11 protein-coding genes and 3 other annotated features are annotated in these 15,474 nt (G+C 34.8%); of the genes, 1 reads left to right on the top strand and 10 read right to left on the bottom strand.

Annotated features, from left to right (window positions below; all coding sequences use genetic code 11):
* Nucleotides 1-4: 4 nt before the first annotated feature.
* From AB1284_RS11050 to AB1284_RS11085, 8 genes are all read right to left on the bottom strand, one after another.
* Complete coding sequence (locus AB1284_RS11050) at nucleotides 5-1,177, bottom strand: GNAT family N-acetyltransferase (RefSeq protein ID WP_429749409.1); 1,173 nt, start codon at nucleotides 1,175-1,177, stop codon at nucleotides 5-7.
* 125 nt (nucleotides 1,178-1,302) lie between these two features.
* Nucleotides 1,303-2,619 carry a 3-phosphoshikimate 1-carboxyvinyltransferase gene (gene aroA / locus AB1284_RS11055; RefSeq protein ID WP_429749407.1) on the bottom strand — a complete coding sequence of 439 codons (1,317 nt, stop codon included), beginning with the start codon at nucleotides 2,617-2,619 and terminating at the stop codon, nucleotides 1,303-1,305.
* The gene (locus AB1284_RS11060) at nucleotides 2,620-3,720 is read right to left on the bottom strand and encodes a prephenate dehydrogenase (protein WP_429754293.1); all 1,101 of its coding nucleotides are present in this window, start codon (nucleotides 3,718-3,720) and stop codon (nucleotides 2,620-2,622) included.
* On the bottom strand, nucleotides 3,713-4,807 hold the full coding sequence (gene hisC, locus AB1284_RS11065) for a histidinol-phosphate transaminase (protein WP_429749406.1): 1,095 nt from the start codon (nucleotides 4,805-4,807) through the stop codon (nucleotides 3,713-3,715). Before hisC ends, AB1284_RS11060 begins: the two co-directional genes overlap by 8 nt.
* A 15-nt stretch (nucleotides 4,808-4,822) precedes the next feature.
* Nucleotides 4,823-5,995, bottom strand: coding sequence for a chorismate synthase (aroC, locus tag AB1284_RS11070; RefSeq protein WP_429749405.1), 1,173 nt, complete (start codon nucleotides 5,993-5,995; stop codon nucleotides 4,823-4,825).
* A 99-nt stretch (nucleotides 5,996-6,094) separates the two neighbouring features.
* Nucleotides 6,095-6,326, bottom strand: a binding site (T-box leader).
* Nucleotides 6,327-6,333: 7 nt separating this feature from the next.
* A complete protein-coding gene (locus tag AB1284_RS11075) occupies nucleotides 6,334-7,410 on the bottom strand; it encodes a bifunctional 3-deoxy-7-phosphoheptulonate synthase/chorismate mutase (protein WP_429749404.1) in 1,077 nt (358 codons plus the stop codon).
* A gap of 142 nt (nucleotides 7,411-7,552) precedes the next feature.
* Nucleotides 7,553-7,787: a binding site (T-box leader), on the bottom strand.
* 55 nt (nucleotides 7,788-7,842) lie between these two features.
* Nucleotides 7,843-8,075 (bottom strand) — a binding site (T-box leader).
* A 99-nt stretch (nucleotides 8,076-8,174) separates the two neighbouring features.
* On the bottom strand, nucleotides 8,175-11,690 hold the full coding sequence (locus AB1284_RS11080) for a DUF4020 domain-containing protein (RefSeq protein WP_429749402.1): 3,516 nt from the start codon (nucleotides 11,688-11,690) through the stop codon (nucleotides 8,175-8,177).
* Nucleotides 11,691-11,897: 207 nt separating this feature from the next.
* Entirely contained in the window at nucleotides 11,898-12,143 is a 246-nt protein-coding gene (locus AB1284_RS11085; protein ID WP_429749400.1) for a DUF2651 family protein, read from the bottom strand.
* Between the two features lie 110 nt (nucleotides 12,144-12,253).
* On the opposite strand from AB1284_RS11085, the gene AB1284_RS11090 reads away from it, so the two are divergent.
* On the top strand, nucleotides 12,254-12,703 hold the full coding sequence (locus tag AB1284_RS11090) for a YndM family protein (RefSeq protein ID WP_429754292.1): 450 nt from the start codon (nucleotides 12,254-12,256) through the stop codon (nucleotides 12,701-12,703).
* A gap of 340 nt (nucleotides 12,704-13,043) precedes the next feature.
* Here AB1284_RS11090 and AB1284_RS11095 read toward each other — a convergent pair whose 3' ends face one another.
* Complete coding sequence (locus AB1284_RS11095) at nucleotides 13,044-13,748, bottom strand: YoaK family protein (RefSeq protein ID WP_429749398.1); 705 nt, start codon at nucleotides 13,746-13,748, stop codon at nucleotides 13,044-13,046.
* Nucleotides 13,749-14,205: 457 nt separating this feature from the next.
* The gene (locus AB1284_RS11100; protein WP_429749397.1) at nucleotides 14,206-15,243 is read right to left on the bottom strand and encodes a DUF2332 domain-containing protein; all 1,038 of its coding nucleotides are present in this window, start codon (nucleotides 15,241-15,243) and stop codon (nucleotides 14,206-14,208) included.
* Nucleotides 15,244-15,474 lie beyond the last annotated feature (231 nt).

Raw genomic sequence — 15,474 nt, forward strand, 5'->3', positions numbered from 1 at the left:
ACAATTAAAAGAAATCATAAAAAAATGGTTGCTCGGAAGGAATTAGGTTTTCAAATTGTTTTATGTCTTTTTCGGTTCCAAAAATGGTACCTATTTGATTTAATTCCCATGGACTTTTATAGCCGAAAAGAACTGTAGACAAGGCATTAATATTTAGTTGTATACCTCTTTCTTTCAATGTTTCAGCTTCTTCTTTGCTTACCATTACTACTTCTTTATCTCGGAATATGATTGTCTGATTATTCCAAGGTGCAAATGAATCAGAAATATGTAAAATAAGCTCTTCTTCGTTGTTCTCCCATACAAATGGATATTGCTTAAAAAAACGCTCAACATCTACGATTCTAACCATAAAGTAAGGTTTTATTTCAGCCTTAATACGAGGCTCTTGCAGTGAAAACAGCAATGGTTCTTTTTCATGAACAACTATCTCAAGTTCTTTAATCATTGAATCATGCTGGCAAATAAAATTCCATAAACCCGTTCTAGCTTCACTGTTTAACGGCACAAATTCTTCTACTTTCATCTTAGAACTCTCTATTTTATAAAGCATATAACCTGTAGGCTCATCAACTTGATTATAATAAACCGCTGCATGCAGATCACTATAAACAAAATCCAACCAGAAATCCTGATTACGAACTAACATACCAGAATATTTCTTCCCAAATTGCTCATATACGATTTCAATCTCTTTCAAATGTGATTCCTTATTAAAACGTTTTATTCTTCCTTGTACGTGTTCTTTCATTATTAAATCAGCTTTTGATAATGAACATACAAGGTGATTCGCAAACAACTCCCATCCATACTTCCTGTAAAAAGAAACAGAAAATGGGTGTAGCATTGAAACGCTATAACCATCTTGTCTCATCGTATCTAAAACATGTTTTAATAGTTTTTTTACATAACCGTTTCGTCTAAATTCTGGATATGTAGCTACCCCTGCAATTCCACCCATTTTAAATTTTTCTTCACCTAAAAATATTTCAAGCGGGATAAGGTGTAATTTTGCCGCAATCTCTTTTTCTTCTAATATCCCAAATATTTGATGGTATTTTTTAAAAAGCTGCAGACGTTTTTCAATTTGATCTTCTGGTACGTTATATTGAAAGGCGTATTCAGATAGTCTGAGTGCCTCTCGGTGTTGTTCTTCCGATAATTGAATAACTTCCATGCTATTCTTCTCCCCTCATCGTATCGCTAACTGCGCATGTACAATACATTAAATATAACATACTAATCAGAAAAATATAAAAATACAAACTTTACAAACAAAAACCCGGTAGATTCTATATCAATCTACCGGGTTTTTACCTTCAACTTCTCAATCTCTTCAAAAAAGTTTGGATACGATACTCCAACAGCTTCTGCATCCTGGATCATTGTCTCTCCATTTGCAATGCAGCCAGCTACTGCAAGCATCATTCCAATTCGATGATCACCATGACTATTTACTGTATTTCCCTTTAATGATGTTTTCCCATAAATAATCATACCATCATCCGTCGCTTCGATACGTGCTCCTAATTTTGTTAGTTCTTCTACAACTGTATCAATTCGATTTGTTTCCTTCACCTTTAATTCATGTGCATCTTTGATAATAGTAATCCCTTCTGCTTGTGTTGCTGCAAGAGCGATAATTGGAATTTCATCAATTAATCTTGGAATCATATCGCCGCCAATCTCAATCCCTTTTAACTGTGATGTTTCAATTATAAGATCAGCAACAGGTTCTGCAGCATCTGTATCACATTGTTCAATGGTTAACTTTGCTCCCATTTTTGTAAGAACATCAATAATTCCCGTTCTTGTTGGATTGATTCCAACATTTTTTAATGTAAGTTTGCTATTCGGAGTGATGGCACCACTTACTAGGAAAAATGCAGCCGAGGAAATGTCTCCTGGTACATGAATGTTCGTTCCTATAAGCTGTTGCCCACCTTCTATTGAAACTTTTGTTCCATCTCGTTTTACTTGTACACCAAATGCTTGAAGCATTCTTTCCGTATGATCTCGTGATATATGAGGTTCTGTAACACTTGTTACACCCTGCGCTCCTAGACCTGCTAATAAAATAGCAGATTTCACTTGAGCACTTGCAACAGGTGAAATATAATCAATTGCTTGAAGATTTCCTCCTCGTATCGTTAGCGGTGTGTACGTTCCGCATTCTCTTCCATCAATTATTGCTCCCATTAGACTAAGCGGTTTTGTAACACGTTTCATTGGTCGTTTTCCGATTGAAGCATCACCTTGCAAGCAAAAATGAAGGTTTGTATTCGCTAGTATTCCAAGCAATAAACGAATCGTTGTACCAGAGTTTCCAACATCAAGTATACGCTCTGCTTCTTGTAAACCTTCAATTCCTGTTCCAATTACTTCTACCTCATCTCCATTTTGCGTTATCGATACACCCATTTCACGAAAACAAGAGATCGTACTTAAACAGTCTGCTCCTGGTAAAAAGCCTTTAATCGTTGTTTTTCCGTGAGCGATTGCGCCAAACATAACAGAACGATGTGAAATTGATTTATCACCTGGAATAACGATCGTTCCTTGCAAGCCTTCTATAGCTGTTTGTATAGTTTCCATATTTACTACGGCACCTTCTTTCATTTATATACTTTCATATGTTTGATACTCTTCATGCTGTAAAGATTGCGTTGCTTTCATACGGTCTTCTTCTGTTTGAAAGCTAATACGTAACACCCCGAGTAATCCTTCACGCGCTTCTAGTATTTGCAAGTTCGTAATACTAATCTCTTGTCTTGCAAGTATGCTTGTAATATGCGCTAACGCCCCTATTTTATCTAAAACATCAACGTATAGATCATGATAAGCAGGAATCGCCCCACTTTTACGAACTGGCATGGAATCACGATATTCTTTTGCATTTGCAAAGTAAGTGTGTAGTACTTCGGCATCTCCTTCTGCGACTGTATGCTGTAATTGCTTCATTTCCATAATCCATTCCTCTAATAACTGTAATAAATGCGGACGGTTTTGTCTTACAATATCGCTCCACATTTTTGGACTACTTGAAGCAATACGGGTAATATCTTTAAAACCGCCAGCTGCCAACATATGAATTAATGGATTATCACCCGCATGTTTTTCTACTTGTTTGACTAATCCTGCAGCAATTAAATGAGGAAAATGACTCACAACACCTGTTACATAATCATGTTCCTCTGTATTTAACACTAGAAAATGTGAATGCGTTCCCTTTAACCAATCTTTTAATTGTTCGACTTTCTCCGTCTGAACAGTATTCATTGGCGTTAAAATGTAGTATGCATTTTCAAATAAATGTGCCTTTGCACTTTCTACACCCGTTTTATGAGATCCTGCCATCGGGTGTCCACCAATAAACGTAACACCGTTTGTCAGTAACTTTTCTGCTTCCTTCATAATTGTTCCTTTTGTACTTCCAACATCCGTCACAATAACATCTTCACGTAATTGGAATGAAGCAAGTTTTCTAAGTAACTTAGTTGTTTCTTCGACAGGAGATGCAAAGATAATCAAATGCGCTTCTTCACACATTGCCTTTAAGTCCACTCCTACCTCATCGATTACATTCAATCGTTTTGCACGTTCCGCTTGTTCACTTTGAATATCATAACCCGTAATGGTCACACTATGTTCTCGCTTAATTGCTAAGGCAAGTGAACCACCAATTAATCCTGTTCCAATCAATACAACTTTTTTACACATGCGCCTCATCTCGAGACCTGCTATTATTAAAGTGTTGTTTTAACACTGCAATCACTCCTTCATTTTGCTCACTCGTGCCAATTGTAATCCGAACACCATTTAGGAACGGACGAATGATATACCCAGCGTGTGCACAAAGTTCATAAACTGTTTGCGCACCTTCTAACGGTATAAAGATAAAATTCGTTTGAGATGAATAAAACGGAATCTCATTTTTTTTGCAAAAGCTCTCATATTGCTCCAGGCCTTCTCGATTTGCCCGAATTGTCTTTTGTAAAAATGATTCATCATTCCATGCAAGTACTGTAGCTTTTTGTGCGAGTGAAGACACATTAAACGGAAGACGAACGACATTCAATTTCTCGATTATTGTTTCATTTCCAATTGCATAACCAACTCGAAATGCTGCTAATCCGTATGCTTTGGAGAAAGTTCTTAATATAAGAAGGTTCCTATACTCTTTCAGCAATGAAATTGTATCTGGAAAATCACTCGCAGTGACATATTCATAATATGCTTCATCAATGACAACCAATGTTTCTTTATGAACCTTCTTCATAAATTCACGTAATTTTCGGTCATTGACATATGTTCCTGTTGGATTATTTGGGTTACAAATCCAAACAATCTTTGTTTTTTCATCCATGACTGACGCAATTTCGTCCAAATTGTAGACTCCATCTTGGAGCGGAACTTCTTTCACTTTACACCCCTCAATTATCGCATGATGACGATATTGCGGGAATGTTTCTCCAGCCGTAACAACGTTATCTCCTTGGCAAAGCAGCGTTCGGCTAATGATTTGAATGACTTCATCAAGCCCACTTCCACATAAAATTTCTTCCTTCTTAACATGTAGTTTTTCCGCAATCGTTTGACGGAGTTCAATCGCTCCTCCGTCCGGATATAAAGCATGTTCATTCCACTCTTCTTGTAATCCTTCTATTACAAGAGGTGAACAGCCAAATGGATTTTCATTTGAAGCTAATTTTACAAATGAATGAACACCATAATCTTCTTGCATTTGTTTTGCTGATTTACCCGGTTTATAGGGTTGCAGCGTTGCTAATTGTTCTTTTACTTTCATAAAAGTTCCTCCTTTTTAAAATTCTTTTGCGTACTTTTTATGCTGAGCAATATTTTGTTGAATAAGATCCATACGATCTTTCCCAAACTGTTCTACTAATGCAGTTGCCAGCTCCCAAGCGACAACTGCTTCTGCTACGACACTTGCTGCTGGTACTGCACAGCTATCTGAACGTTCAATACTTGCTTGAAATGCTTCCTTCGTATCAATATCTACACTTGCAAGTGGTTTATATAATGTAGGAATTGGTTTCATTACACCTCTCACAATAATTGGCATGCCCGTTGTCATTCCGCCTTCTAATCCACCAGCGTTATTCGTTTTTCTTGTGTAACCCGTTTCTTTATCCCATACGATTTCATCATGTACAGCACTTCCTGGCTTTCTTGCTGCATCAAAACCAATGCCAATTTCAGCTCCCTTAAATGCATTAATACTCATGATGGCTGCAGCTAATTTTGCATCTAATTTGCGGTCATAATGAACGTAACTACCAACACCAACCGGCATTCCTTCAGCAATTACCTCAACAATGCCACCAATGGAATCTCCATTACTTTTCGCTGCATCAATTGCTTCCATCATCGCTTGCTCTGCTTCTTGATCTAAGCAGCGAACAGGTGAGTTTTCTGAAACAATCTGCATCTCTGCTAATGAGATGTGTGGAACTTGATTAACTTTCACACCACCAATTTCAAGCACATGCCCTGCGATAGTTACTCCCAATTCTGTTAAAACCTTTTTTGCAACAGCTCCTGCCGCTACTCTAACGGTTGTCTCTCTAGCAGAAGAACGCTCTAATACATTACGTATATCACGATGGCCATATTTAATTGCTCCATTTAAATCGGCATGCCCTGGGCGTGGTTTTGTAATCGTTCGTTTCATTTCTTTACTTTCTTGTTCAGAAATAGATTCAGCTCCCATGACTTTTGTCCAATGTTTAAAATCATCATTTTTCACAACCAATGTAATTGGTGATCCAAGCGTATAACCATGACGCACGCCGCTTACAATTTCAACAGTATCCGTTTCAATTTGCATACGTCTTCCGCGGCCGTGACCTTTTTGTCGTCTTAATAACTCTGTATTTATATCTTCTGCAGTTAAAGAAAGACCAGAAGGAACCCCCTCCAAAATAACTGTCAACTGCGGACCATGTGATTCTCCAGCTGTTATATATCTCATTTTTGTTTCTCCTTTACGATTTTATCTCGCCCTAACGGTCAGAAAGACTTCCACTGATGAAAGTTTCACTTTATAAAAAAACCCCTACTGAATTAAATCAGTAGGGGCGATGATATCGCGGTACCACCCTAATTATAGACAAGTATGTCTATTTCTCTTTATTGTTAACGATCATATTGACCGTCTTTCCCTTCATAAAGACATCTGCCTTTACTACGAAAAAGATGCTCCAGGGTTGTAATTCACGTTTACCTTTGTACTAATTTCCACCAGCCATCAGCTCTCTGTTACAGGAAGATAAATGCTACTGTTTCCCTTTCAACACAATATCTATTTAATTATGATAACTTATTTTTAAATCCTTTTAACTCTTCCATGAATGCATGGAACTGTGGAATATCCATTTGCTGTGCAGAATCTGATAATGCAACCGCTGGGTCTGGATGCACTTCTGCCATAACTGCATCTGCACCGATTGCTAGTGCTGCTTTCGCAGTTGGAAGAAGTAAATCTTTTCGTCCTGTTGAATGTGTTACATCCACAACAACCGGTAAATGCGTTTCTTTCTTTAAAATCGGTACTGCTGAAATATCAAGTGTATTACGCGTTGCTCTTTCGTATGTGCGAATACCGCGCTCACATAAAATAATTTGATCATTTCCTTGTGCAATAATGTATTCTGCTGCATTTACAAACTCATCAATTGTCGCTGCTAAACCACGTTTTAATAATACTGGTTTATTTACTTTTCCAACGGCTCTTAATAAATCAAAATTTTGCATATTGCGAGCGCCGACTTGAATAACATCAACGTAATCAAGTGCCATTTCTACATCATTTGGATTTAAAATCTCGCTAATAATCGCTAAGTCAAACTCGTCTGCTACTTGACGTAAAATTTGTAAACCTTCCACTCCTAATCCTTGGAAATCATAAGGAGATGTTCTCGGTTTGAAGGCACCGCCGCGCATTAATTTTATACCTTGTTCTTTCATCGCTTGAGCAACTTGACGAACTTGATCTAAACTTTCAACTGCGCAAGGTCCCATAATAAACGTTTGTGCGCCACTGCCTAATAATTCACCCTTTACATCAACAATTGTATTTTCTTGTTTCTTTTTACGTGAAACTAATAATGCTTTACGATTATCATCTTCTTGTAATTCTAAGCTTGCTTTAAAAATTGTTTTGAAAATATGTTGCACTGTAGATGTTTCAAATGGCCCTTCATTTTGTTCAGCAATCATATCAAGTACTTCACGCTCACGAACAGGATCGAAGCGTTTCGTACCTTGCATTTTCTTTTGTTGACCAATTTCTTGAACAACCTTTGCACGCTCATTTAATAAGTGCAGAAGTTGTAAATTAATTTCATCCACCTGTTTACGTAATTGTTCTAATTCATGATTTCCCATTGAAAATTCCTCCTTTTATCTTTTGAAAATATATAATAAGGGATTGAAAATTCCCTATTTTCTGAACCTAACATTTGTAACAAAGCAAGTTTGGTAACGATTCCTTGTATGAAATATACAAAAAACCCCTACTGATCCAATCAGTAGGGACGATTATTATCGCGGTACCACCCTAGTTGCAGACAAATGTGTCTACCTCTCATTTTTGTTAACGATCGTATTGACCGTCTTTCCCTTCATAAAGACATCTGCCTTTACTACGAAAAAGATGCTCCAGGATTGTAATTCATGCTTGTTTGTGTACTGGTTCGCAGCAACCACCAGCTCTCTGTTACAGGGAAACAACCACTACTCTTTTTTCCTATCATCGCGCTTATTATTTTATTTTCATGTAGGTCCGCATATATGCAAAAAGTCCCTACTGATCCAATCAGTAGGGACGATTATTATCGCGGTACCACCCTAGTTGTAGACATATATGTCTACCTCTCTTCTTTGTTAACGATCATATTGACCGTCTTTTCCTTCATAAAGACATCTGCCTTTACTACGAAAAAGATGCTCCAGGACTGTAATTCACGTTTACCTTTGTACTGATTTCCACCAACCATCAGCTCTCTTTAACAGGGAGATAAACACTACTCTGTTCCCTTCAATGCTTTATTTTTATTAAGTATTGATTTGTATTATAAAGTGTTATTTTTAACCATGTCAACACTTTTTTATTATTTTTTGAATTTCCCTCTCCCGCTGCATCGTATATTTCACAATGATAAAGGCGAATCGTTTATATTTTGATTTATCATTCCAATACGCATCATCTCATTTTGAATACACTCAAATAGCATATTTTCGAGCTTTGTATCATCAAATAATTGCCGAAGATAAATCACTTCATTTTCAATACACCCTGCATCATTTATCTTTGTTAATAAAATGAAGAATAATTTTGCATATATACAAGGTTTTTGACGAATTAGCTCACTCTTTTCTAGCATCTGTTTGAACAAACATTTCAATTCCTGTTTTTCCTCATACAGTGAAGAGATAGAAAAATACGATAAAACGGCTTCAATCCCTTTTTCAGCAATAGCATCCATATATAATACAAATCTCAGAAATATGATATACTCTCTCTCTGATACCATACTCATTTTGGGGCGTTCTATTAAAAAATTCGCAAGCCAATCTTGCCAAAATTTTTGTTGTTCTTTTATACTCAATGTTTTTACATAATATGATACATTTTCTATAAACTTTATTTTTCTTACCTCTTCTTCCTGTATAAAAAGAGTGTACAACCAGTCTATTTTTTCATCCCAATATAAAATACACTTTAAAAAGACTAAACTTAGCCATTTCATAAATACCTCTTGTGTTTGTTTATTTAACAAATGTAAATTGCAAACCGCAAAAGAAATGTATTTCTTTGTTTGTATGAATAAAGGCAAATTAATTTGAGTATTTACAAAACCAGCCCACGCATATTTTGTTTCCTCTTCACTTTGCTGCAAATCTAAATATGGAATCATATACTTTCTACACCATTGCTTCTCGATATGATATAAAAATGTTAAATCAGCTGTTAACCTAGCAATCATTATATTTACGTAGTATGTTTTTTTTCGCATCTGCTCTTCAAATAAATATAAATACGCATGTATATTACGATCATATAAATGTTCATATGCAAGCAACTTTAATAAAACTGCTGTTATTTTCCCTACCGGATGCTGAACAGCCTCATTGTAGTAATCCGTTTGCTCTTTTCTTCTTCCTTGCTCTCCTTTCATTACATGAGGAAACAACGAAAAAGCAAGTTGTTTTACTGCCCGAATTGTTTCTTCTTGAAATTCTTCTAAACGATTGCTTTTTTCATACAGAAAACTACTAATAAGCCAATGATAAGTAGCATGTCGAACAAATTGATGTAACAGTGGTAAAATCTCTTGTATTTGCTCATTTGTTAATTGTCGATAATTTCGCCACTCCCGCATTAATACAAACCACACTTCTTTACTCACTTCTTTATATCTAACTAATTGATATGCTAGAGAAATACTCCATTGCACATTTGTTTTGCATGCCTTAGAAAGCATCTCTAAAAAATGATGCTTCTCAAACAATCCTTCATGTGAATATTGAAGAACTTGCCTCAATATTTCTTCCTCTCTCATATGTAACAAACCATCAGCTGTTAAATTGCATGTAATCGTCTGCAACATACGCTCTTCTTGTAAATCTGGAAACTGACTCGACGAAAAATGAGGAAATTTCTGTTTCATAAAATCATATGTTTGTTTTGTAGACTCGTTAGCTGGAGCACACATGTAAAGCCAATCTATTAAGTTGCAAGCTCCAAAATAAGTTTTCGCTTCAAACTGTTTCACTATGTTACTTAGCACTTTTTGTTTTGTAGATTCAGATGCACCTTCATAATGATTCTTTAACAGTTGAAACACTTCATGCTTGCAAGAATCTTCCGTAAGCATTCCATGCTGTAATAACCATTCTATTTTTTCATTTTGCGTTCGAAAAACAGTATGGTTCATACTATGAATTGCAATTCTCTTTTGCAGGATGCTTCCAAATTCAAGCATAAAAGTAATATAAAAATTTGCTTTTTCTTCATAATGGGCACAAACATATTCCATACAGTCTCTAACAATATTAATTAAAAACGAAAACTCACGTGGCTGGCTATCTTGCTCATGCGGTTCAATTGCACTTCGTAATTCACTAACTGTGTCATGAATTTGAAGTGACTGCTGTTTTAACGCTAATCTCTGTATTTTTTCTAATCCAGTCTGCAAAATTGGTATAGCAAAATAAGAAAGATGCGGCTTCATTTTCACTTCCCATATAGACTGCATCCTTGAAAAAGTTACAGCTGACAGATGATTCGTTTCCGCTAACTCTACAATATCCGGCATCTCCTGTTCCCATTGTCGAATTCGTTTTAATTTTAGTTTTCCATCTAACATAAAAGTTAGTAAAAGAACCATAATTTCTTTATGCTCTGGGTACATACACTTCTGAAGTAAAGAAGGTAGATTTTCAATGAAAAATTCATTTGTTTTCGCTTTTTCTAACAATAATAAAATCCATTTCGCAAATGAAACTGTATGTATCGGCTGTTCCATTTCTGCTAAACATGCACATATCGTATCCCATAACAAGGCGGATATTTTCGTATTATTTTTATGCATTAACTGAAATAATTCATTTTGATGACTTACTAAAAAATGATTTACAATCCACTGTGCAAGCAATTGATCTTTCTCAGAAGTCTCGGCTTCTTCCGAAAATAAATTTCGTAATTGTCCCTCTTTTTCCAACCATTCCACCCATTCGTAGTCTCTTGCAAACTCTACAAAATAACGGAGTGTTTCAATTTTTTTTACAGATTGTTTAATATAAGACAGCTGTTCCTGCTCTAAAGATGGTGGAGCCGTTACAATATCACGAATTCGTGTTCTTTTTGTAATATAATTATCCCCCATTAGCTCTGCCCATCGTTGTACTGCCTTTGCTAATGATTGATGATTTTGTGCCTTATTCGGATATACAATTGGCTTAATCCCTAAATGCTCCCAATGATATGTATTTTCTCCTTCTGCAACAAATGCATATCGTCTCGTACTAGGTGGTAATCCAGTTGCTAAATACTTCATAACAGGATCATTATGGCTATAACCAATAAACAAAACCGTATAATTAGAAAATAGGTCTACTAAAAATCTCCTTGCCCATCCTTCTGTTAAGTAAGCCCTTCCAAAATCACCATCTGTCAAAATTAAATTTTCTTTTTCTTGTTCCACATTGCCATGAATATACGCCAATCCTTTAAAAGCTCTTCCAGTTGGAAGTGCCGGGGCATAATACATATTCACGTTACGCTCCGATTCTTCAAGCACAGTTGTAAAATGCTGATCAAAATTTGTAGTCACAATACGAACATTCTCATCCGCCGCAAATAACTGCAAAATAGAATGATGCAATGGATTTGGCTTTGAATACGCTACATGAACAAGGTTCTTAGCAATCTGATGAACATCTTTCGTTTTCGCAATTTTTCCAAGATAATAATCGTGCGGTTCATTTTCCTCACGTCTTTCTACATATAGAGCGTTCGCAATATAATCAACTAAATCATCAAAATTCGGTAAGTTTGAATTGCCTTTCATAGATACTCCAGCTCCAACAAATACTACGAGTTTCCCTTGTTCGAGTTTATCAAATAGTTCATCTGGAATTTCCACCTCTGAAGTAATCCACATCTCGATCTCTCCTTACCTAAAAATGTTAATTTTCTCTTTTTAATATAACATTTTTTGTGTTTTTTTAACATTCAGATAAATGAAAGGTAATAAAAATTTTTACTTTTAAAAATCAGTTCTACCTTTGTAGAATAATATTTCATTTTCCTTTCAGTTCATTCAAAAACCCTTCAACTTAAAGTTAAACAGCAGTTCAAATCACTACATTCATTTAGACAAAATATATTTGAACAAAAGCCCAACTAATATTGATAACACTGGATATGCAATTACCCAAAAGAGAAATGATTCATTTGCATACACAATCATAAAGACTAATGAAAGCAAAAATATGATTAAAGGCATAACAAACAATTTTTTAAACCTTACATAAGCGATTGCACTTAAAATTACCGTAATAACTGGAAACAAAATGAGTACTAAGAACATCGGATTGATTAATAATTGAGTCATTATCTCACTCCTATTTAGGTATATAAACACCTTACAATTTGAACTTTAAAATTCCATGTATAAACTCCCTTTTTTCATTCAAACTAAATAGAAAAAGAGAGGTTCAAATGATGAATCATATTACTATTCTGCTTTTAAAATTTGTATCCTGCATGATTGCTTTTGCAATTGGCTTGGATTTTTTCTTTGATGCAACAATCGTTGACATCTTTTCCTTTAGTCTATTTATCACAATTGCCTCGTATATGTTAGGAGATCTAATCGTCTTACCACGTGCAGGAAATACTGCTGCAATCATGGTTGATTTTCTTTTCACTTATATGAGTGTATGGATTTTCGGCAGCGTACTTCTAGATAATTATATGCAAATTGCTTGGGGAAGTATTTTATCAGCAATTGTAGTTACAGTAGCAGAAGTCTTTGTTCATCGTTATTTACTAAGCCGTATTTCAACTGAGCAAACACGCGAAAGAAAAGGTGTTAATTTCCATCGATCGCTTGCTTATGGAACAGAGTTTGCTGAAGAACAGAATGTTACAGATGCAAAAAAACAGAAATAATACATTTCACACAGCTTTTTACGATAATATTCTATCAAAGATAACAAAAAAGTGATCTCTCACAGGATCACTTTTTGAATTGCAATAGGTTATAGTCGTCAGTAGGCACTGACCTTAAATTCAAAATGAAAGGACGGAAAATTCATAAAAAGTAGGTGTATCAACCAAATTGTTGATACACCTTAAAACTACATTATTAAAAAACATGTGTCGTCGTGTAATAATATTCTCAGGATTTTTTATCAATTTGAGGGAATTCTTTACCGATCTACGATTTAAATGTTACCTACGCGTTGCACTCCACATGAGGGATTATCAAAGCAGCATTTTTCAAATTTTTTTATTTCGACGTTACGGATTTTCTCCAATAACCTTTATCTTTATGATACAAAATAAGAGCAATCACTAAAATTCCGGATGCAATCCAAATAGATTTGATCCCTATATGAGTGGTGGAAAAAGTCCCTAACAGCACGCCTAATATAAAAGAAAAAATGATAACAAGAAATTCTTTAAATCGTTTTTTCTCTTCCTGATCATGTTCTTTGAATGCTAAATATGCTGCCTGCGTTGCAATTCGAAGATTACCTGTTGTCATCGTTGAACTGTAGGCCCACTTGTCTAGTTTATTAAAAGTAGAGATCTGTAAAGATGATACAAATGAAATACATACTGTTACCACTATGTTAGGTATACTTTTTGGTAAGATACCTACAATGATTAAGACAATACATTCTAGTATAAGAATAGAGCGTCTATAACTATGTAATAAATGCCTTATATGAGGAATCTTTACTACTTCTGATATTAAAACACCTAATATAAAAGCTAAAATAGGCGGGATATAAAGTAAAGCATGTTTCCACTCTCCATTAGCTGCTCTTATAGCGAGTAGTACTACATTTCCTGTCTGTGCATTGGCGAATACTCCGTCCCTACTAATGAAAGTGTAAGCATCTAAAAAGCCTCCAACTACAGCTAGCAAAACACCCAAATAAACAGAGTTTGAAGATAATGAGGGGATCGTACTTAGTTTGTCTTTCATATTATTATCTCCTTGTACCTTATATTGAAAATATTCATTGTATAGTTAATATTCTATTTATACAAAAGCAACGTTCCTTTAAAATCCTCTAGAGTAGAATATCAACCTTATCTTGATTTCGCTTTCCTTTTCTTTTTCCCATATTAGCTATAACAATGTATAACCATACCAAGTTTTTTTACTATAATCAATACAATTATTTAACGTATTTTATTTGTTGAATTTCGTTCACATTTAAAGATGTTACCGTTATAACAGAGTATCAAATTGACGGAAAAATTTTTCCGGCATAACAGTTCCTCATCACGTACAAAGCAGAAAAAAAGGATAGCTCTCTTTATCAAAAATAACCCCAAAAGTTTTCTTACACAGAATCACTTTTGGGGTTACCTTATGTTATAGTCATCAGTACTAATTAATTTAAATTTTAATCCGGAAAATTACGTCCATACCTTCCTTAGTTAACTCTTCCCTTCAAGTTCCACTCAAACCATCTTCCATGCCCATCTGTTTCTCCGACAGTTTGATTATATTCTATACCATTTAAAAAATAATCAAGATGCAGTTTTCGATCCCACATATTGTTATAAAGATGAAAAACATCTCTTTTACTACCAATCGTTTTTATTTTTTCTATTAGTTCATACTTAGAATCTTCTGGTATTTGATTTGCAACGTGAGTATGAAAAATACAAATAGCAGTATCATTTGGAAGTTTTTCTGCAACTTCTGTAAGTAATGCCACTCCATCTCCTTCTATAAGTTTTACTAGATTCTCGATAAAACATTTAGCTGCACTTTCAAAAAGTGCTAACCTTTCTTCATGTTCAGGCCAAATAAGCGACTTTAACCATAAATAATCTTCTGAATTGTTTAAGTCACTAATATGTAAGTCTAATCCTACCTTTGAAGCTACTGGAGGACTAGCTAAGAGAAATGACGGCGTATGATTTCCTTTTATTTCAGATGTTATATGGACATTTGAGTCTTTATCTCCATAAATCTCATTTGCTCCATATGAATAACTATACTTGTCCCATAACAATTGCAGACCAGCACTTGTTCCAATTTCTATTAGTGATAACGGTTTCTTTACAACACCATAAATATAACAAAAAATTGGATACAGATACGCAGAGCGTCTTACTTCATTAGTCTGTACTAACCTACTCTTTAAAAGAGAAATAATTTCGTCTCTATACATTTGGCAAAAATCCTTAAAATGAATAAAAGAACCATCTATTCCTCTTGGATTCTTAGTAATACTTGGATAATACTCTTTTAAAACATGTTCTTTTCCTTTTAACAAAAGATAATGAACAGCCCCTAAAAATAAATTAGGAACTGGTTGTCCTTCTCGGGAATTCATGCATAACTCTATCAATTCATCATCCTCTGAAATTTTTATAGATAAATACTCATACAGTTCACTTGAACCTCTACATTCAATTTGGGCAAAGTTCTTAAATCGTTCAGATAGTTGAGTTGTATTCAAATTAATTCCTCCTTACCAGTATGAATTTTCTAAATTTTACAAACAATTTTATTATAACTGAAACTGATGTTACGGTAAATCACTATTGCTACAGTTTTGTTATGGCAATATATGAAACCATAAAGAAACTTATAAAAACAAAAAGTACACCACTTTAGATAAGTGATGTACTCATACAAATAAGTTACTTTAATCTACAATAAAAATTAATTAAAAACTCTTCTTGATTTT

This window comes from Bacillus sp. S2(2024), assembly GCF_050474045.1.
Classification (GTDB): domain Bacteria; phylum Bacillota; class Bacilli; order Bacillales; family Bacillaceae_G; genus Bacillus_A; species Bacillus_A yunxiaonensis.